Below are 17,756 nucleotides of genomic sequence, written 5' to 3' on the forward strand. Positions count from 1 at the left end.
AACCATGATGCATAGCGTACATTATCAATAAAATATCAACAATTTCTCAATAAGCGTTTTCGCCAGGCACCCAAAAAGAGGCGCTCGTCGTACACTTCGTGCACCTCTATTCGTGCATTGAGAACACCCGTCATGTCGCGTCAACCGACCAAAATCGTCTCCTCGGAACATCTGGTTTCGGAAACAAGCGCGGAGCTGTCGGAGCTGGAGTACGGGCTCATCATGGCGAGCAACGCGTTCAACCGCTGGATGGTGCGGTGCATGTCGGCGGCGGGCGAAAAGGATATGACCGCCATCGAAGTGTCGCTGCTGCATCACGTCAGCCACCGCGAGCGCCGCAAGAAACTCGCTGACATCTGCTTCGTGCTGAACATCGAAGACACCCACGTCGCCACCTACGCGTTGAAGAAGCTGGTAGCTAGAGGGTATGTAAAAAGCGAAAAGACCGGCAAGGAAGTGTTCTTCTCGGCGACGCAATCGGGCCGCGATCTGTGTCTCAAGTACCGCGAGGTGCGCGAAAGCTGCCTGATCGCCACGCTCAAGGAAAGCGGTCTGACGAATGAGCAGATCGGCGAGGCCGCGCAGTTGATGCGCAACGCCTCCGGGCTGTACGACACCGCGGCGCGGGCGGCGGCATCGCTTTGAGCCGGGCTTGAACCGGGCGTGGGAAACGGTGCGGTGGCTCTTTATCTTTAAGCGCCGTGATCTTCAGGCACCGTGACGATGTGACGCGGTGAGGCTCAGTTGGCTTGCTGCGCCTGCTCCGGATAACAAGCCGCCTCGGTGACGATCATGTCGAGCGGGATGTCGTGGGCTTCGCGCTGCAGCGCGTCGATGCGGCAGGCTTCGCAGGCCACGCCGATGGTGATGGGCTTCTTCTTGCCGGGCCACGACGCGAGCGTGCGGTCGTAATAGCCGCCGCCATAACCCAACCGGTAGCCTTGCGCATCGAAGCCGACGCACGGCACGAACAGCAGGTCGGGCACCACCACCTCTTGCGGGACCGGCTCGGGAATCCGGTGATGGCCGGTCTTCATTGGCGTGTCAGGTGCCCAGGCGTGGAATTCCAGCGCTTCGCCGCGCGTCCTGACCACGGGCAGACTCGCCTGCCGCTGCCCACCGGGCGCGAGCCAGATGGCGATGGCCGCACGGGCGTCGAACTCGCCCGGCAGCGGCCAGTAAAAGCCCACGCAGGCCGGTTCGTAACGTTTCAGCGCATCGAGCAGGCGGCGGCTCAACGCCTCGCTGTCCGCCGGCCCGAGAGCCGCATGTACACGTGTTTCCAGCAGCATTTTACGGAGCGCGTTTTTCGATTCCGGGAAGGGGTTGCGTGCTATGCTTGGGTTCAATTCGCGCTCCAGAAACAACGATGTCAAAACGCCTCTTTCGAGTATATCGCGCGGCCGGTCTTGCGCTTGCCGCAGCGGCACTCGTCGCGTGCAGCACGGCCTCGGCCGTGAAGCCTGTTCCGCTTTCGCAACTCTCCAACGACGACCAGACTTTCATCCAGCTGCGCGAAGCCGCGCGCGATAACGATCCGGGTCGCGCAGCGCAACTGGCGGCGATGATTCCGGACTATCCGGCGCCGTCGTATGTGGAGTACTTCCAGATCAAGCCGCAGTTGTTCGATTCGACGGGGCATCCGCGCGTCGATGCGCCGGACGCGCCGGTGTTGTCGTTCCTGCAGAAGTACGACGGCCAGGCGATTGCCGACCGGTTGCGCAACGACTACCTGGTGGTACTCGGCGCGCGTCACGACTGGAATAACTTCGACCAGCAATATGCGCGCTTCGTGCTCAACGACGATACGCAGGTCAAGTGCTACGCGCTCGAATCGCGCGCCGCGCACGGTGAGAACGTGGCGGACGCGGCGCGTGCGCTGCTGGTCGACCCGAAGTGGTACGGCGACGGTTGCGTCGACCTGATCACCTCGCTTGCCTTGAACCAGCAGTTCAGCGCGGACGACGTCTGGCAGCAGATCCGCCTCGCTTACGAACAGAACTACACCAGCACCGGCAGCAAGCTGGTCGACGCGCTCGGCAACCAGCGCCCCGACCCGGTGCTGTTCGATCAGGCGGCGAGCACGCCGCCGCTGCTGCTCGCGCGTGGCGTCGGACCGGATGCGCAGTCGCATCAACTGGCGCTGCTGGCGATCACGCGTATGGCGCGCAACGACCCGGCAATGGCCGCGGCTACCTTCGCGTCGGTGGCGCCGTCGCTCAGTTCGCCGGAGCGGGCGATCGGCTGGGGCACGATTGCCTACCAGGCCGCGGCCAAGCAGATGTCGACCGCGGTGGACTGGTACCGGCTGTCGGCGAATGCGCCGTTGCTGTCGAACCCGGCCTACGAATGGCGTACCCGTAGCGCACTGCTGGCAGGCGACTGGACGATGGTGCGCTGGTCGATCGAGCAGATGCCGGCGGCATTGCGCAGCCAGCCGTCGTGGGTGTACTGGCACGCGCGTGCTCTCAAGGAAGGGGGCAACACCGCGCAGGCCAACCAGGAATTCGCCCAGATCGCTTCGGGCTACAACTTTTACGGCCAGCTCGCTACGGAAGACCTGGGCCAGAAGATCACCGTGCCGCCGAAAACCATGGTGTCCGACGCCGAAGTGCAGCAAGCGGCGAACACGCCGGGCCTGGCGCTCGCGCAACGCTTCTATCAGCTCAATCTGCGTCTCGAAGGCAATCGCGAGTGGAACTGGCCGCTGCGCACCATGAGCGACCGGCAACTGCTGGCGGTGGCCGAGTACGCGCGCCGTATCGAACTGTATGACCGCACCGTCAACACGGCGGACCGCACGAAGACCGAGCACGATTTCTCGTTGCGCTACCTGTCGCCGTTCCGCGACATCGTCGAGCGCGATGCGCAGACCAATGGGCTCGACGTCGAATGGGCGTATGGCTTGATCCGCCAGGAGTCGCGTTTCATCATGAATGCGCGCTCGGACGTGGGCGCGAGCGGCCTGATGCAGTTGATGCCGGGCACCGCGCAATTGGTGGCGAAGAAGATTGGTCTGGGTCCGATCTCGCGCGAGCAGATGAACGACATCAACACGAACATCCTGCTCGGCACCAACTACCTGTCGATGATCTACAATCAGTTCGACGGGTCCGCCGTACTCGCCACCGCCGGCTACAACGCCGGTCCGGGCCGTCCGAAGGCATGGCGGGAAGGGCTGGCGCATCCGGTTGAGGGCGCGATCTTCGCGGAGACGATCCCGTTCAACGAGACCCGCGACTACGTCAAGAATGTGCTGTCCAATACGGTCTACTACGCGGCACTGTTCGAAGGCCGTCCGCAATCGCTGAAGGCGCGTTTGGGTTATATCGCACCGTAAGCGTCGTGCCGCCGCGCGTCACGCGGCGGCGCCTCACTCCAGCCGTTGCCGCGGCTTCCACCAGGGAGTCGGAAATGCGACATCAAGCCATTGCGATCATCGGCGGCTCCGGTTTTATCGGCAGCCATCTCGTCAACGCGCTCGTCGAGCTCGGCAAAGACGTCCGCATTGCTACGCGCCAGCGCTACAACGCCCGTCATCTCACGCTGCTGCCAATCGACGTGATCGAAACCGATGTGTTCGATCCGGTCGAGCTCGCGCGCTTCGTCGAGAATGCCGACGCGGTGATCAACCTCGTTGGCACGTTGCATGGCGGACGCGGCACGCCGTATGGCCCGGAATTCGCGAAGGCGAACGTCGAGTTGCCGACGAAGATCGTGGCCGCATGCGAAGGCAAGGGCGTGCATCGGCTGATCCATATCAGCGCGCTCGGCGCCGACCAGAATGGCCCGAGCATGTATTTGCGCTCCAAGGGCGACGGTGAAAAGGCGGTGCGCGCCTCCACGCTCGCCACGACGATTTTCCGGCCTTCGGTGGTGTTCGGTCCTGAGGACGCGTTCCTGAACCAGTTCGCGTTCTTGCAGCGGATCTTTCCGGTGATTCCACTGGCGAGCCCGGATGCACAATTCCAGCCGGTGTTTGTCGGCGATGTCGCGAAGGCCATCGTCAACGTGCTCGATCTCGATGCCGCCAGCGGTCGCAGCTACGAGTTGGGCGGCCCGACCGTCTATACGCTGGAGCAACTGGTGAAGTACTGCGGCGACGTGATCGGCCGTCACGCGCGGATCATCCGTCTGCCGGATGCGCTGGCGCGGCTGCAGGCGCTGACTTTCGAAATCGCGCCCGGCGAGCCGGTGATCTCGCGCGACAATCTGGATTCGATGAAGGTGCCGAGCGTGCTGAGTGGGCCGCTTGCGCCCGAGCTGGGCCTTGAGCCGGCCAGCATCGAGACCATTGCGCCCGTGTATCTGACCGGAGCGTCGCCCCGCTCGCGCTTCAATGCGTTCCGCGCCAACGCCGGGCGTTGAATTCCCCGTTTTTCATTTTCTCGCTTATCAGGCAATGAAACTCCTTATTGGTGACAAGAACGATGGGTCGTGGCCATTGCGTCCGCGGCTGCTGTTGAAACATGTCGGCATTCCGTTCGAGGCAGTGTGCATCGAGTTGTTTGCAGCCGGCTCAAAAGCCGCGACTCCTGTCTACGATACGTGCGCATGAATATCTACGTGGTAGGCGGCGCGATCCGCGACGAGTTGCTGGGTGTGCCGGTTCAGGACCGCGATTACGTGGTGGTGGGCGCGACGCCGGAGCAGATGGTGGCGCAAGGCTACCGTCCGGTGGGTAAGGACTTCCCGGTATTCCTGCATCCGCAGACGCACGAGGAATATGCGCTGGCGCGCACCGAGCGCAAGACGGCGGCGGGTTATCACGGCTTCCAGTTCTTCTATGCGCCGGACGTCACGCTCGAGGAGGATCTGGCGCGGCGCGACCTGACGATCAACGCGATGGCTCGCCAGTTGCAGCCGGACGGCACGTTGACGGGGCCGGTGATCGACCCGTTCGATGGACAGGCCGACTTGCAGGCGCGCGTCTTCCGTCATGTCAGCGATGCATTTCTTGAGGATCCCGTACGAATCTTGCGCGTCGCGCGTTTTGCTGCGCGCTTCACTGATTTCACGGTGGCGCAGGAGACGCAGGTATTGATGCGCAAGATGGTGAGCGCGGGCGAGGTGGATGCGCTGGTGCCGGAGCGGGTGTGGCAGGAGTTGTCACGCGGCTTGATGGAGGCACGGCCGTCGCGGATGTTCGAGGTGTTGCGCGAGTGCGGCGCGCTTGTGCGGATTTTGCCGGAGATCGATGCGTTGTGGGGCGTGCCGCAGCGGGCTGACTACCATCCGGAGGTGGATACGGGTGTGCATGTGATGATGGTGGTGGATCATGCCGCGGCGCAGGGGTATGCGTTGGCGGTGCGGTTTGCGGCGCTTACGCACGATTTGGGGAAGGCGACTACGCCGGAGGATGTGTTGCCGCGGCATATTGGGCATGAAGGGCGTAGTGTGGATTTGCTTAAGCCTTTGTGCGAGCGGTTGCGGGTGCCGAATGAGTGTCGGGATCTGGCTGTTCTCGTTGCGCGGGAGCATGGGAATATTCATCGCGTGATGGATACGGGTGCCGCTGGGGTTGTGCGGTTGTTTGAGCGGTGTGATGCGCTTAGGAAACCTGCGCGGTTTGCTGAGGCTTTGCAGGCTTGTGAGGCCGATGCTCGGGGACGGTTAGGGTTTGAGGCCAGCGAGTATCCGCAGGCTGAACGGCTTCGTGTCGCTCTTGTCGCTGCGCGGGCTGTTGATGCGGGGGCTGTCGCGCTTGGTCTTGCTGAGAAGCCTTCGCTTATTAAAGATGCTGTGCATCGGGAGAGGGTTAGGGCTGTTGGGCGGGCTTTGGGGGAGTAGTTGGGTTTTTGCCTGCGGCGGCTTGGTTTGGTTGTTGTTCTTGGGGTGTTGGCCTTTCCTTGATTTCTTAGTGGTCTATTAGCTTCGCCCCTGTGCGGGGCAGCACTGTAGTGGTCCAATGACTCTGGACACCTCTAAAGGGGATAATTCTCCAACCGAGGTGAGAAATGAGCAGACGGAACATAACTGACGAATTCAAGGCAGAAGCGGTGCAGCTGGTGGTTGCGCAGGGCTACTCGTTCGCGAAGGCCAGCGAAGCGCTAGGTGTTGGCGATACGGCGTTGCGGCGGTGGGTGGCGCAGTGGCGCGCCGAGCAGGTCCAGCCGCCGCGCACGCAGGTGCAGGTCAAAGCTGACCAGCGGCGTATCCGGGAGCTTGAGGCGCGGGTGGTCGAGCTTGAACGTGAGCGCGACATACTAAAAAAGTCCACGGCCTTCTTCGTCAAGGAACTGGATCGCTCCTCGAAGTGATCCGTTCGCTGAAGAAGGCCTGGCCGGTGAGTCTGATGTGCAGGTTGCTGAAGGTGCCGCGAAGCAGCTACTACGCGTTCGCGGGACGGGTTTGCAAGCCGGCAGCTTCACCCGCGCTACTCAGAACTGTGCGCCAGATCCACAGCGAGAGCCGCAGCAGTTACGGCAGTCGCAGGATGGCGCGGGCGCTGCAGCAGCAAGGTCACGCGATCGGACGCTACCGGGCCCGTTCGCTGATGCGCGAGGCGCAACTGGCGGTGGCGCGACGGCGAACGCACCGCTATCGCAAGGCCGAAGGTGAAGCACTGGTGGCGCCCAACCTGCTGGAGCGCAAGTTCGAGCCGGGTGCGATCAACCGGGTATGGGCCGGTGACATTACGTATGTGAGAACGCGGCAGGGCTGGTCCTATCTGGCGATCGTGATGGATCTGCATTCGCGTCGCATCGTGGGCTGGGCGTTTGCCTTGCAGGCGGATACCGAGCTGGTGATCCAGGCGCTACAGCAGGCCCGCAGCAGCCGGCGCCCAGCCCCCGGACTGATGTTCCACTCCGACCAGGGCTGCCAGTACACCAGCGAACGCTTCGTGAGTGATCTGAAGGCAAACGGGATGGTGCAGAGCATGAGCCGAAAGGGAAACTGCTGGGACAACGCGGTGGTCGAGCGCTTCTTCAGAAGCCTGAAGAGTGAATGGATCGGAGAACAGGAGTACTGCAGTCACGAACAGGCCCAGCGCGATATCGCGGGTTACGTGGCTGACTTTTACAACTACCGGCGCATCCATTCGGCGGCCAATGATTCGCCACCGGCGCGTTATGAGGCTTCTATTTACTGAAAACCCCTTTGTGGGTGTCCAAAGGGGCTTGACCACTACACACTTACTTTCTTTGCCGCCGCAAAGAAAGTAAGCAAAGAAAGCGGGCTCACACCGCCAGCGTTTAGTGAGCCATCTCGGTCTACCTCCGGAAACGGCCCAACACGAGACCCGCCCTCGCATTTCCACCGCTCGTGACAAGGCAGTCATTCGTTCCAGCGTTGCGCTACGCGCTCCGCCGGCGGGCATAACGCCTTCTGCAATTTCGGTAGGATATCTAATGTTAATTGACAGTACTATTTGTCCAGGAAGACCCCGCCTTCCCATGCAGACCCATCCGCGACGCACGTAGTGCGGAGTGGGGTGGATGAGTGCTGTGTCAATAACGTGTGGGGTGCGAGGGCGGGTCTTGTCTTGGGCCGTTTCCAGTGGTGGACCTAGATGGCTCGCTAAACGCTGGCGGTGTGAGCCCGCTTTCTTTGCTTACTTTCTTTGCGGCGGCAAAGAAAGTAAGTGCTGCCCCGCACAGGGGCGAAGCTAATAGACCACTAAGAAATCAAGGAAAGGCCAACACCCCAAGAACAACAACCAAAGCGCCGCAGGCAAAAAAGCAACTACAAAACCCGAGCAATCACCGACAAAATCATAGACAAAACAAGCGTAGACATAAAAGGAAACGGATATTCCTTCCCGAACAACCGAAGGGTGACATCCCCGGGCATCCGCCCAATCCCAATCTTGCGCAGCCAGGGCCAGCACGACGACAAAATGGCCACAGCGATAAACGTAGTCAACAACCACCGGATCATCGCAAAGCCCCTAACGGAAACGAACCCTAACGAAAATGCAAACCAGAAGCACAAACCAACCCGAACGGGCTCAAATCAAAGAGTATGCGTCCGGTCGCCACTGGCAAACGCATCGAGCGTCTCCTCGATGCCCCGCGAAAACGCAATCACCTTGAACAACTCCCCCATCTCCGCCTCGGATAACAACTTCTGCACCGAACTGGCCGCCGGTAAAAACCGCGCCGTATCCGTCGGATCAATCTCGCCCAGCACCTCGGTAATCCCCGCATTCAACAGAAACCGCGCCTGCGACGTATACCCCAGCAAATCCGCCCCCGCCTCGACGCCCGCCTCGGCAATCCCCGTAAACTCCACGTGCGCCGTAATGTCCTGCAAGCCCGGATAAACAAACGGATCGCCATGCGCCCGATGCCGGTAATGGCACATCAACGTCCCCCCCGCACGTTGCGCATGGTAGTACTCGTGGCGCGGAAACCCATAGTCGATCAGCAACGCCGCCCCCCGCGTCAGCATCGTGCAGATCGTCCGCGTAAAAGCCCGCCCCGCGTCGTGCGTCTCCGTGACGTACTCGCCATCCACTTCAATCTCCGCCAGAAACTCAACGTCCTGCGCTGAGTTCACCGGCCGGTCTTCGAAGTCGAACACTCCCTCATGCAACGTCACGCCGCGTTCGTGCCAGACACCCCCGGTATGCGCGAAGAGTCGCACCGGCATCGCGTCCAGAACCTCGTTGCCGATCACCACCCCCTCGAACTGCTGCGGCAACGCATCCAGCCAGCGTACCCGCGCGGCCAGCGCCGGCGCCTCCGCCTCCAGCGTCGCGCGTTGGCGTTCCCGCAACTCGCCCGACAGATCGACGATCGAATACGTGTCGAATTGCGCGCCCAGCGCATCCAGCGCCTTCAGCAGACCCGCCGCCAGCTTGCCCGTGCCCGCACCGAATTCCATCAGGTGACGCGTGCCGCTCGCCTCCAGCGCCTGCGCGACCGGTCGGGCCAGCGTCGCGGCGAATAGCGGCGAGAGTTCCGGCGCCGTGACGAAGTCGCTGCCATCCTCCGGCCGACGGCCGAATTTCACCGAGCCGCCGCCGTAATAGCCCAGTCCCGGCGCGTACAAGGCGCGCTCCATATAGCGGTCGAACGGCAGCCAGCCGCCCGCTTGCGCGATCTCCGCACGGATCTGCCCAGCCAGCGCTTCCGACTGCGCAAGCGCGGTCGGGCCGGGAGCAGGTAAACTATCGGGTTGGTGAGCTTTCGGATTCATCCGCGTATTGTAAATGACCGTCCCCTCCGATACTTCCGCAGTCCACGCCCGTCCGGCCGCCGTCGCGCGCGTCGTGCTGATCACCGGCGCCGCCCGGCGGATCGGTCGCGCCCTCGCGCTCGGCTTTGCCAGCCGGGGCTGGGACGTCGCCGTCCATTACGGGAAGTCGAAGGCCGAAGCCGACGAAGTGGTCGCCGAAATCACCGCGCTCGGCCGTCGCGCGGTCGCGCTGCAGGCGGACCTCGCCGTCGAGGCTGAGGTCGCCCGGCTCGTGCCGGACTGCACCGCAGCGCTGGGCCGGCCGGTGTGTATCGTCAACAATGCCTCCCAGTTCGACGAAGATACCGCCCAGAACGTCGGCTACGAAGCTCTGCTGAGCCATATGGCCGCGAATGTCGGTGCACCGCTCGTGCTGGCGCGTATGCTGTACGAGGTCACGCCGGACGCGGCGCGCAGCGACGAAACGCAGCGCGCCGTCGTCATCAACGTGCTGGACCAGAAGCTGTACAACATGAATCCGGACTACCTGTCCTATACGCTGTCGAAGGCCGCGTTGCAGACCGCCACCGTGGCGCTCGCCCAGGCGCTGGCGCCGAAGCTGCGCGTGGTGGGTCTCGCGCCCGGTCTGACGCTGCAGTCGGGCGACCAGACGCCGGAAGGTTTTGCCGCGGCTCATCGCGTCACCCCGCTCGGCCGTGCGTCGCGGCCCGAGGATATCGTCGCCGCCGCGCTGTATCTGGCCGAGGCGGCGGGTGTGACCGGGACGACGCTGGTCGTCGACGGTGGTCAGCACCTCGTGCCGTCCCCGCGCGACGTGATGTTTTTGACGGGCGCCTGAACGCGCGCGGCCCCATTGGCCGTCGCGCATTGAAGCGCCCCCTTGCGTGCCCTGCACGCCTTTTTTGACTGGAACGACCATGTTTGCCGCTCTTTCGCACCCCCGGCTAGCCGATTGCCGCCGGCTTTTTCTGCGCAACTACGAAGTGCACATCAACATCGGCGTGCACGACTTCGAAAAGCGCGGCGAGCAGCGCGTCGTGATCAACGTCGAACTGTACGTGCCGCTCGCATTGTCGACGCCCGTCGAAGACAAGCTGCGCGAAGTCGTCGACTACGACTTCATGCGCTCCACCATCGCGCGCCGCGTCGAGCGGGGGCACATCCATCTGCAGGAAACGCTCTGCGACGACCTCCTGACCGCGCTGCTCGCCCATCCGCAGGTGCGCGCGGCTCGCGTGTCCACGGAAAAGCCGGACGTGTATCCGGACTGCGATGCAGTCGGCGTCGAAGTCTTCCGCATCAAAGAGGATTGAGCCATGAACGCTCCTGAAATCCTGAGCGCCGAGTCGCAGCAGGCCGCCACGGCCGAAGCGACGAGCGCCGCCGAACGCCCCGTCAAGCCGGCGCTCACGCGGCGCGAGCAGAAAGAGGCGTACGAGAACAACAAGCTCTTCAAGCGGCTCGCGCGCCTCGTCGGTCAGGCGATCGGCGACTTCAACATGATCGAGGAAGGCGACAAGGTGATGGTGTGCCTGTCGGGCGGCAAGGACAGCTACGCCATGCTCGACGTGCTGATGCGCCTGCGTGAACGGGCGCCGATCAACTTCGACATCGTCGCGGTCAACCTCGACCAGAAGCAGCCGGGTTTCCCGGAGCACGTGCTGCCGGAATACCTGAAGCAACTGGACATTCCGTTCCACATCGAGAACCAGGACACCTACAGCATCGTCAAGCGGCTGGTGCCGGAAGGCAAGACCACCTGCTCGCTGTGCTCGCGGCTGCGGCGCGGCATCCTGTACCGGGTGGCGGGCGAACTGGGCGCGACCAAGATCGCGCTCGGCCATCACCGCGACGACATCCTGCAGACGCTGCTCCTGAACCTGTTCTACGGCGGCAAGCTGAAGGGCATGCCGCCCAAGCTGCAATCGGATGACGGCAAGAACATCGTGATCCGGCCGCTCGCCTATGTGAAGGAGACGGATCTGGAGAAATACGCGGAGTTGCGCGAATTTCCGATCATCCCGTGTAACCTGTGCGGCAGCCAGCCCAATCTGAAGCGCGCGGAAATGAAGGCGCTGATCCGCGATTGGGAGAAGCGCTTCCCGGGCCGCGTCGAGAATATGTTCAACGCGCTGTCGAACATCGTGCCGTCGCATCTGATGGATCACAAGCTGTTCCCGTTCGCCGATCTGCGCGCGACGGGCGAGGCCGATCCGCACGGCGATATCGCTTTCGACGAAGAACCGTGCTCGACCGATGCCGGCGAAGGCCTGACGCTCAATGGCGCGAAGCCGATTTCGATCGTGCAGTTCGACGATCTGTGAAGTGACGCGGGTTCTTTCGCTTCTTCAGCTACTTCTGCTTCGATAAGCCCCGGAAGCCCCACGCTTCCGGGCTTGCGCGCCGCCGGCGTGGGCTTTGACGGCGGGTTCGCCGTCATGAGCCGCATGCTAGAATTAACGGCTCCAAACTCGTCCCCCTCGCCGACGCCATGAACATTGTGATTTTGGCGGCAGGCACCGGTAAGCGCATGCGCTCTGCGCTGCCCAAGGTGCTCCATCCCCTGGCCGGCCGGCCGCTCCTGTCTCACGTCATCGACACCGCCCGTACGCTCAAGCCCACCCGTCTCGTGGTGGTGGTAGGCCATGGCGGCGAGGCCGTGCGCGCGGCGGTGGCAGCGCCCGATGTCCTGTTCGCCGTGCAGGAACAGCAACTCGGCACGGGCCACGCGGTGCAGCAGGCCTTGCCGCTGCTCGATCCCATGGTGTCCACGCTGGTGCTGTACGGCGACGTGCCGCTTACGCGGGCAAGCACGCTCAAGCGGCTCGTCGACAGCGCCGCGGAAGGTTGCTACGGCGTGCTCACCGTGACGCTCGACGATCCGTCGGGCTACGGGCGCATCGTGCGCGACCAGACCGGCTGCGTGGTGCGCATCGTCGAGCAAAAGGACGCGACGCCGGAACAGTTGCGCATCGCCGAGATCAACACCGGCATCGTCGTCACGCCCACAGCCCAACTCGGCATGTGGCTCGCCTCGCTGAAGAACGACAACGCGCAGGGCGAGTTCTATCTGACCGACGTGGTCGAGCGCGCCATCGAAGCCGGTTTCGAAGTCGTCACGGCGCAACCGGACGAAGAATGGGAAACGCTCGGCGTCAACAGCAAGCAGCAACTGGCCGAGCTCGAACGGATCCATCAGCACAACGTCGCGGATGACTTGCTGGCGGCGGGCGTGACGCTCGCCGACCCGGCGCGTATCGATGTGCGCGGCACGCTCGAATGCGGGCGCGATGTCTCGATCGACGTGAACTGCGTATTCGAAGGGCGCGTGACGCTGGCGGACAACGTGACCATCGGGCCGAACTGCGTGATCCGCGATGCGACGCTCGGCGCGGGCACGCGGGTCGAAGCCTTCACGCATATCGAAGGCGCCGAAATCGGTGCGAACGTGGGGCTGGGGCCGTATGCCCGGCTGCGGCCCGGGGCCTCGCTGCAGGACGAGTCGCATGTCGGCAACTTCGTCGAAGTGAAGAATGCCGTGATCGGCCATGGCTCGAAAGCGGGCCATCTGACCTACATCGGCGACGCGGATGTCGGCGCGCGCGTGAATATCGGCGCGGGCACCATCACTTGCAATTACGACGGCGCGAACAAGCACCGCACGATCATCGAAGACGATGTGTTCGTCGGCTCGGATACGCAGTTTGTCGCGCCGGTGCGCGTCGGGCGCGGTGTGACGATTGCCGCGGGCACGACGATCTGGAAGGACGTCGCGGAGAACGTGCTGGTGCTGAACGACAAGACGCAGACCAGCAAGACGGGCTTCGTGCGTCCGACCAAGAAGAAAAGCTGAAGGGCACCTGGCGTGCGACCGCTGCACGCTCTGATACTGAACCCCTGCAAAGGACCAAGACTCTATGTGCGGCATTGTTGGCGCGGTTGCGCAACGTAATATCGTTCCCGTCCTGATCGAAGGACTGCGTCGCCTCGAATATCGCGGCTACGATTCATGCGGCGTTGCCGTGCTGGCCAACGGCGAGCCGCAGCGTGCGCGCAGCGTCGCCCGGGTGGCGGATCTGGATGAGCAGGTGCGCGAGAGCCGCCTCGAAGGCATCACGGGGATCGCCCATACGCGCTGGGCCACGCACGGCGCGCCCGTCACGAACAACGCGCACCCGATTTTCTCGCGCAATGCGCTGGCGCTCGTGCATAACGGCATCATCGAGAATTACGAAGGCCTGCGTGAAATGCTGCGCGGCAAGGGCTACGAATTCGTTTCGCAGACCGATACGGAAGTGATCGCGCATCTGGTGCATAGCCTGTATCAGGGTGACCTGTTCGCTGCGGTGCGTGCCGCGGTTCAGCAATTGCACGGCGCGTATGCGATTGCGGTGCTGCATAAGGACCAGCCGCATACGGTGGTGGGCGCGCGGCAGGGTTCGCCGCTCGTCGTCGGACTGGGCGAGGGTGAGAACTTCCTCGCCTCGGATGCGCTGGCGCTGGCCGGCAGCACCGAGCGCTTCATCTTCCTCGAAGAAGGCGATGTGTGCGAGCTGACGCTCGAAGGCGTGCGCATTGCGGACCGTGAAGGCTACGAGGTGCAGCGCGAGGTGCGTCAGGTGGCGGCGTATGGTGGCGCGGTCGAGCTGGGTCCGTATCGCCACTTCATGCAGAAGGAAATTTTCGAGCAACCGCGTGCGATCACCGACACGATCCCGCAAGCCGAAACCTTCGATGCGACGCTGTTCGGCGAGGGCGCGGACAAGGTGTTTGCCGGCATCGACAGCTTGCTGATTCTGGCTTGCGGCACGAGCTATTACTCGGGGCTGACGGCGAAGTACTGGCTGGAATCGATCGCGAAGATCCCGACTCAGGTCGAGATTGCGAGCGAGTATCGCTATCGCGAGTCGGTGCCGAATCCGAAGGCGCTGGTGGTGGTGATCTCGCAGTCGGGCGAGACGGCGGATACCCTCGCGGCGCTGAAGCATGCGCAATCGCTTGGGCATTCGCATACGCTGGCGGTGTGCAACGTCGGCACGAGCGCGATGGTGCGGCAGACCGAGTTCTCCTTCCTGACGCATGCGGGCCGCGAGATCGGCGTGGCGTCGACCAAGGCGTTCACGACGCAACTGGTTGCGCTGTTCACGCTGGCGGTGACGCTCGGCAAGCTGCGCGGTCATGTGAGCGCGGCGCAGGAAGCGGATTACATCAAGCAGTTGCGGCACTTGCCGGCGGCGCTCAACAGCGTGCTGGCGCTGGAGCCGCAGATCATTGCGTGGTCCGAAGAGTTTTCACGCAAGGAACATGCGCTGTTCCTCGGGCGTGGGCTGCATTATCCGATCGCGCTTGAAGGTGCGTTGAAGCTCAAGGAGATCTCGTATATCCATGCGGAAGCGTATCCGGCGGGTGAGTTGAAGCATGGGCCGCTGGCGCTGGTGACGGAGGCGATGCCGGTGGTGACGGTGGCGCCGAACGATGCGCTGCTCGAGAAGCTGAAGTCGAATATCCAGGAAGTGCGCGCGCGCGGCGGTCAGCTTTATGTGTTCGCGGATGCCGATACGAAGATCGTCAACGACGAAGGGCTGCATGTGATCCGCATGCCGGAGCATTATGGGTTGCTGTCGCCGATTCTTCATGTGGTGCCGCTGCAGTTGCTGGCTTATCACACGGCGTGTGCGAGAGGGACGGATGTGGACAAGCCGAGGAATCTGGCTAAGTCGGTGACGGTGGAGTGAGGGTATGTTGGTCGCGTGCGTCTGCTGGAGAGCACTAATACCCCTGGACGGTCATCACGATGAAACGCCGCGCGGAGTACATGACTGCACTTGAGCAGGCCAGCGTCCACCGTAACATCAAGTCTCTAGCCACCTTCATCAAGGAAGAGATGGAGCAGTGGTCGCCCATGCGGAAGTAAGTCCGACAACGCGTCGCGAACGCTCATTTCAGCCCCGGCGTTCCCGTTGTCGCGGCCAGGAGTCTGAAGCGATAGACTTGCCGCTGTAAACCTCTCCAGCCGCGACAGCGACTTCAGGGTCATTCAGGGAGACGCAACGGCATGGACCGCATGGCAGCAATGGAAACGTTCGTCAGCGTCGTGGAGGCGGGCTCGTTCTCGGCGGCTGCGAAGCGTCTCAAGCTCGGCCAACCGGCCGTCTCGAAGTCGATCGCGCAACTCGAGGAGCGGCTCGGCGTGCGACTCCTGTTGCGCTCGACACGCGGCCTGACGCCCACCGATGCCGGTCAGCGTTTCTACGAGCACGCGCGGCGCGCAATCGAAGAAGTGGATCTTGCCGAACAGGTCGTGCGCGACGCGTCGACCGGGCTGTCCGGGGTGTTGCGCATCAGCGCCGCGGTGACCTTCGCGCGTCTGCACATTCTGCCGGCGCTCAAGACCTTTCTTGACCGGCACCCTAACCTGCAGATCGACATCGTGCTGGACGATCGCACCATCGACCTGCTCGAAAAAGGTGTGGACGTCGCGTTGCGCATGGGCTCGCTCGACGATTCGACCATGACCGCACGCCGCATTGCGCAAAGCCGCCGGCTGGTTGTCGGCACGCCCGGCTATTTCAGCGAAGCGGGCGTGCCGAAGACGCCTGCGGACCTGAGCCAGCACCAGGTCGTGGTCTATTCGTTGCGGGGCGGCGGTGAGTCGTGGGCGTTCAGCCAGCACGGCAAGGAAGTGGCGGTGGTCGTGTCCGGGCGCGTCAGTGTGAGCGCCGCCGAGGGCATGCGCACGACGGTACTCGGCGACATGGGCCTCGCGATCGCGTCGGAATGGATGTTTTCTCCTGAGCTTGCCAACGGCACGGTCCAGGCTGTGCTGACCGATTGGGAATTGCCCTTGATCGACCTGTGGGCGGTATTCCCGGCCGGACGCCTCGTCAGTGCGAAGGCGCGTGCCTTCGTCGCCTTCGTGGAGGAGATACTCGGCGCCCCTGTCAGCAGCAAGGGCGGCACGCCCTCGGAAACCGGGCGTGCCGATTGACGCGCTGCAGTCTCCGGCAGGGCATACGGTGAAGCTCAGGCTCTCGCCGTCGCTTTCTCCAGAACCGGGAACATGTCCGACGGGTCGGGGCGGCGCGTGTAATCCGGGTTGACCTCGGAATACAGCACGATGCCGTCCTGTCCGATGACGTAGCGCGCAGGCATCGGCAAGGTCCAGCTAGGGTCGTTGTTAAACGCCGGCAGATCGTTCTTCAGGTTCTTGTAAAGCTCCACCAGATAGTCGGGCAACGCAAAGCGCAGTCCGAAGTCGGCGCCCGTCTGACCGTTCACGTCGCTCAGCACCGGGAAGCCCAGCTCGTTGGTGCGCACGGACTTGCGGCTATTGACCGGCGTCTGCGGCGAGATTGCCACGATGTTCGCCCCATAGGCCTGAATCTCCGGCAACACTTCGTTGATCGCCTGCAACTCGATGTTGCAGTACGGGCACCACACGCCGCGATAGAAAGTCACGACCAGCGGGCCCTTCACGAGCAACGCCGCGGAAGACACGTCGTTGCCGTTTTGATCCTTGAGGTTGAAGTGAGGCGCGCGGTCGCCGGCCTTGATTGCGCGTCCCGCCTGCCCGCTCGCAATCAGTTCCGCGGTGGCGCGCTCCATCACCGGATGAATTTCCGGCGGCGCGTGAAACGGCGGCTTGCCCGCCTTGAAGTCGGCCCGAAAGGCGTCGAGTTTGTCTTGCAGTGACATGAGCGTTCTCCGTTAAGAGATATCTACGAATCAGTTGATGCATGGGCGCGGGTCGGACGGAGCCACTGGGGCTCCCGACGATGGCTCAGGCGGCGACAGCGGCAGGTTTGGTCCACTCGTTACCGGCCATGAACGCGTCGAGCTCGGTGTGGACGATGTGGTTGGTGTAGTTGCTCATCACCTTGGTCGCCACGCCGAGGATCACTTCGAGGACGTTCTGACGGGTGTAGCCTGCGGCGAGAAAGGCGTCGACGTCGGCGTCGGGAACGAAGCCCCGCTCACGCACCACGAGCGTCGTGAATCGATGCAGCGCTTCGAGCTTTGCATCCGGCAGCGGCGTGCCGGCGCGCAGCGCGGCGATCACGCCCGCGTCCATCTTGATCATCTTCGCGAGTGTGCTGTGACCGGCCATGCAGTAGTGGCAGTTGTTTTCGAAATTCGACGTCAGGTAGACGACCTGCTGCTCGTGCGGCGTGAGTGTGCTCTTCGAGAAGAGGTCCCACAGTGCCGAGTAACCGGCCAGAAGCGCAGGCGACTCTGCCATGTGCGCCTGAAGGTTGGGGACAAAGCCAAAGGCACGTTTGGTGTCTTCGAGGCCGGCCTTCGACAAGGACGGTGCGTTGTCGATCGTGTAGGTCGGGAAGGTGCTCATCGTTTGCTCCGGTGGGTTGACGGTGAGCAAATGATGACGGCGAGCGCCGGCGCGAAGAAGGCAGGCGCCGTCGATAACAGTCATTCCTGGCGGGCATAAAGCGACGGGCGGGCCGGGACCGGTAGCGAAAAAATTCAAAGCGGAAACTTGAATTCGCGATCTGCAAACCGCGCCCATGCTGCGAAAAAGAGGTTTGCGTTAGAGCCCATCCCCATCCGCCGAAAAGCCATCTGTTACGGTTCGGAAAGCTTGCATCCATTCCGCT

General features: G+C 63.0%; 16 protein-coding genes. 11 read left to right on the plus strand and 5 right to left on the minus strand.

The annotated features are described in order from the left end of the window. Positions 1-132 precede the first annotated feature (132 nt). Positions 133-645 (plus strand): winged helix DNA-binding protein, encoded by a 513-nt coding sequence (locus tag BUS12_RS32280; protein WP_074301362.1) that lies wholly within the window; start codon positions 133-135, stop codon positions 643-645. Between the two features lie 95 nt (positions 646-740). Here the strand turns inward: BUS12_RS32280 and BUS12_RS32285 are convergent, their stop codons facing one another. Next, entirely contained in the window at positions 741-1,292 is a 552-nt protein-coding gene (locus BUS12_RS32285; protein WP_253190241.1) for a 5-formyltetrahydrofolate cyclo-ligase, read from the minus strand. A 77-nt stretch (positions 1,293-1,369) separates the two neighbouring features. Here BUS12_RS32285 and BUS12_RS32290 point away from each other — a divergent pair, with 77 nt between their 5' ends. From BUS12_RS32290 to BUS12_RS32315, 4 genes are all read left to right on the plus strand, one after another. Then, on the plus strand, positions 1,370-3,340 hold the full coding sequence (locus BUS12_RS32290; RefSeq protein ID WP_074301363.1) for a lytic transglycosylase domain-containing protein: 1,971 nt from the start codon (positions 1,370-1,372) through the stop codon (positions 3,338-3,340). Positions 3,341-3,414: 74 nt separating this feature from the next. Continuing rightward, complete coding sequence (locus BUS12_RS32295) at positions 3,415-4,368, plus strand: complex I NDUFA9 subunit family protein (protein WP_074301364.1); 954 nt, start codon at positions 3,415-3,417, stop codon at positions 4,366-4,368. 186 nt (positions 4,369-4,554) lie between these two features. Continuing rightward, a complete protein-coding gene (locus BUS12_RS32305) occupies positions 4,555-5,790 on the plus strand; it encodes a multifunctional CCA addition/repair protein (protein WP_074301366.1) in 1,236 nt (411 codons plus the stop codon). A 167-nt stretch (positions 5,791-5,957) separates the two neighbouring features. Beyond that, positions 5,958-7,093, plus strand: a protein-coding gene (locus tag BUS12_RS32315; RefSeq protein WP_253190019.1) for an IS3 family transposase whose coding sequence is annotated in 2 segments (ribosomal slippage) — positions 5,958-6,216 and positions 6,216-7,093 — 1,137 coding nt in all. Because the reading frame shifts where the segments join, the coding sequence is not laid out codon by codon here. 593 nt (positions 7,094-7,686) lie between these two features. Here BUS12_RS32315 and BUS12_RS32320 read toward each other — a convergent pair. Then, a complete protein-coding gene (locus BUS12_RS32320; RefSeq protein ID WP_074301820.1) occupies positions 7,687-7,881 on the minus strand; it encodes a DUF2905 domain-containing protein in 195 nt (64 codons plus the stop codon). A gap of 75 nt (positions 7,882-7,956) precedes the next feature. Continuing rightward, the gene (locus BUS12_RS32325) at positions 7,957-9,144 is read right to left on the minus strand and encodes a class I SAM-dependent methyltransferase (protein ID WP_074301367.1); all 1,188 of its coding nucleotides are present in this window, start codon (positions 9,142-9,144) and stop codon (positions 7,957-7,959) included. Positions 9,145-9,157: 13 nt separating this feature from the next. Between BUS12_RS32325 and BUS12_RS32330 the strand changes: the two genes are divergently transcribed. From BUS12_RS32330 to BUS12_RS32355, 6 genes are all read left to right on the plus strand, one after another. Continuing rightward, positions 9,158-9,982, plus strand: coding sequence for an SDR family oxidoreductase (locus tag BUS12_RS32330; RefSeq protein WP_074301368.1), 825 nt, complete (start codon positions 9,158-9,160; stop codon positions 9,980-9,982). Between the two features lie 79 nt (positions 9,983-10,061). Continuing rightward, a complete protein-coding gene (locus BUS12_RS32335; protein WP_074301369.1) occupies positions 10,062-10,457 on the plus strand; it encodes a dihydroneopterin aldolase in 396 nt (131 codons plus the stop codon). Positions 10,458-10,460: 3 nt separating this feature from the next. Further along, the gene (gene ttcA / locus BUS12_RS32340) at positions 10,461-11,468 is read left to right on the plus strand and encodes a tRNA 2-thiocytidine(32) synthetase TtcA (RefSeq protein ID WP_074301370.1); all 1,008 of its coding nucleotides are present in this window, start codon (positions 10,461-10,463) and stop codon (positions 11,466-11,468) included. A 167-nt stretch (positions 11,469-11,635) separates the two neighbouring features. Further along, positions 11,636-12,997 (plus strand): bifunctional UDP-N-acetylglucosamine diphosphorylase/glucosamine-1-phosphate N-acetyltransferase GlmU, encoded by a 1,362-nt coding sequence (gene glmU, locus BUS12_RS32345; RefSeq protein WP_074301371.1) that lies wholly within the window; start codon positions 11,636-11,638, stop codon positions 12,995-12,997. A gap of 64 nt (positions 12,998-13,061) precedes the next feature. Continuing rightward, a complete protein-coding gene (gene glmS / locus BUS12_RS32350) occupies positions 13,062-14,879 on the plus strand; it encodes a glutamine--fructose-6-phosphate transaminase (isomerizing) (RefSeq protein WP_074301372.1) in 1,818 nt (605 codons plus the stop codon). Between the two features lie 320 nt (positions 14,880-15,199). Further along, a complete protein-coding gene (locus tag BUS12_RS32355; RefSeq protein WP_074301373.1) occupies positions 15,200-16,132 on the plus strand; it encodes a LysR family transcriptional regulator in 933 nt (310 codons plus the stop codon). A 35-nt stretch (positions 16,133-16,167) separates the two neighbouring features. Here BUS12_RS32355 and BUS12_RS32360 read toward each other — a convergent pair whose 3' ends face one another. Together BUS12_RS32360 and BUS12_RS32365 are read right to left on the minus strand one after the other, a co-directional pair. Next, entirely contained in the window at positions 16,168-16,839 is a 672-nt protein-coding gene (locus BUS12_RS32360; RefSeq protein WP_074301374.1) for a peroxiredoxin-like family protein, read from the minus strand. Positions 16,840-16,924: 85 nt separating this feature from the next. Beyond that, positions 16,925-17,491 (minus strand): carboxymuconolactone decarboxylase family protein, encoded by a 567-nt coding sequence (locus BUS12_RS32365; protein ID WP_074301375.1) that lies wholly within the window; start codon positions 17,489-17,491, stop codon positions 16,925-16,927. Between the last annotated feature and the right edge of the window lie 265 nt (positions 17,492-17,756).

The sequence above is a fragment of the Paraburkholderia phenazinium genome (assembly GCF_900142845.1).
GTDB classification, from domain to species: Bacteria; Pseudomonadota; Gammaproteobacteria; order Burkholderiales; family Burkholderiaceae; genus Paraburkholderia; species Paraburkholderia phenazinium_A.

What these genes read in the sequence shown, in the direction of transcription:
- BUS12_RS32280 (WP_074301362.1), top strand. Translation starts at nt 133, where the DNA reads ATGTCGCGTCAACCGACCAAAATCGTCTCCTCGGAACATCTGGTTTCG.
- BUS12_RS32285 (WP_253190241.1), bottom strand. Translation starts at nt 1,292, where the DNA reads ATGCTGCTGGAAACACGTGTACATGCGGCTCTCGGGCCGGCGGACAGC.
- BUS12_RS32290 (WP_074301363.1), top strand. Translation starts at nt 1,370, where the DNA reads ATGTCAAAACGCCTCTTTCGAGTATATCGCGCGGCCGGTCTTGCGCTT.
- BUS12_RS32295 (WP_074301364.1), top strand. Translation starts at nt 3,415, where the DNA reads ATGCGACATCAAGCCATTGCGATCATCGGCGGCTCCGGTTTTATCGGC.
- BUS12_RS32305 (WP_074301366.1), top strand. Translation starts at nt 4,555, where the DNA reads ATGAATATCTACGTGGTAGGCGGCGCGATCCGCGACGAGTTGCTGGGT.
- BUS12_RS32320 (WP_074301820.1), bottom strand. Translation starts at nt 7,881, where the DNA reads ATGATCCGGTGGTTGTTGACTACGTTTATCGCTGTGGCCATTTTGTCG.
- BUS12_RS32325 (WP_074301367.1), bottom strand. Translation starts at nt 9,144, where the DNA reads ATGAATCCGAAAGCTCACCAACCCGATAGTTTACCTGCTCCCGGCCCG.
- BUS12_RS32330 (WP_074301368.1), top strand. Translation starts at nt 9,158, where the DNA reads ATGACCGTCCCCTCCGATACTTCCGCAGTCCACGCCCGTCCGGCCGCC.
- BUS12_RS32335 (WP_074301369.1), top strand. Translation starts at nt 10,062, where the DNA reads ATGTTTGCCGCTCTTTCGCACCCCCGGCTAGCCGATTGCCGCCGGCTT.
- ttcA (WP_074301370.1), top strand. Translation starts at nt 10,461, where the DNA reads ATGAACGCTCCTGAAATCCTGAGCGCCGAGTCGCAGCAGGCCGCCACG.
- glmU (WP_074301371.1), top strand. Translation starts at nt 11,636, where the DNA reads ATGAACATTGTGATTTTGGCGGCAGGCACCGGTAAGCGCATGCGCTCT.
- glmS (WP_074301372.1), top strand. Translation starts at nt 13,062, where the DNA reads ATGTGCGGCATTGTTGGCGCGGTTGCGCAACGTAATATCGTTCCCGTC.
- BUS12_RS32355 (WP_074301373.1), top strand. Translation starts at nt 15,200, where the DNA reads ATGGACCGCATGGCAGCAATGGAAACGTTCGTCAGCGTCGTGGAGGCG.
- BUS12_RS32360 (WP_074301374.1), bottom strand. Translation starts at nt 16,839, where the DNA reads ATGTCACTGCAAGACAAACTCGACGCCTTTCGGGCCGACTTCAAGGCG.
- BUS12_RS32365 (WP_074301375.1), bottom strand. Translation starts at nt 17,491, where the DNA reads ATGAGCACCTTCCCGACCTACACGATCGACAACGCACCGTCCTTGTCG.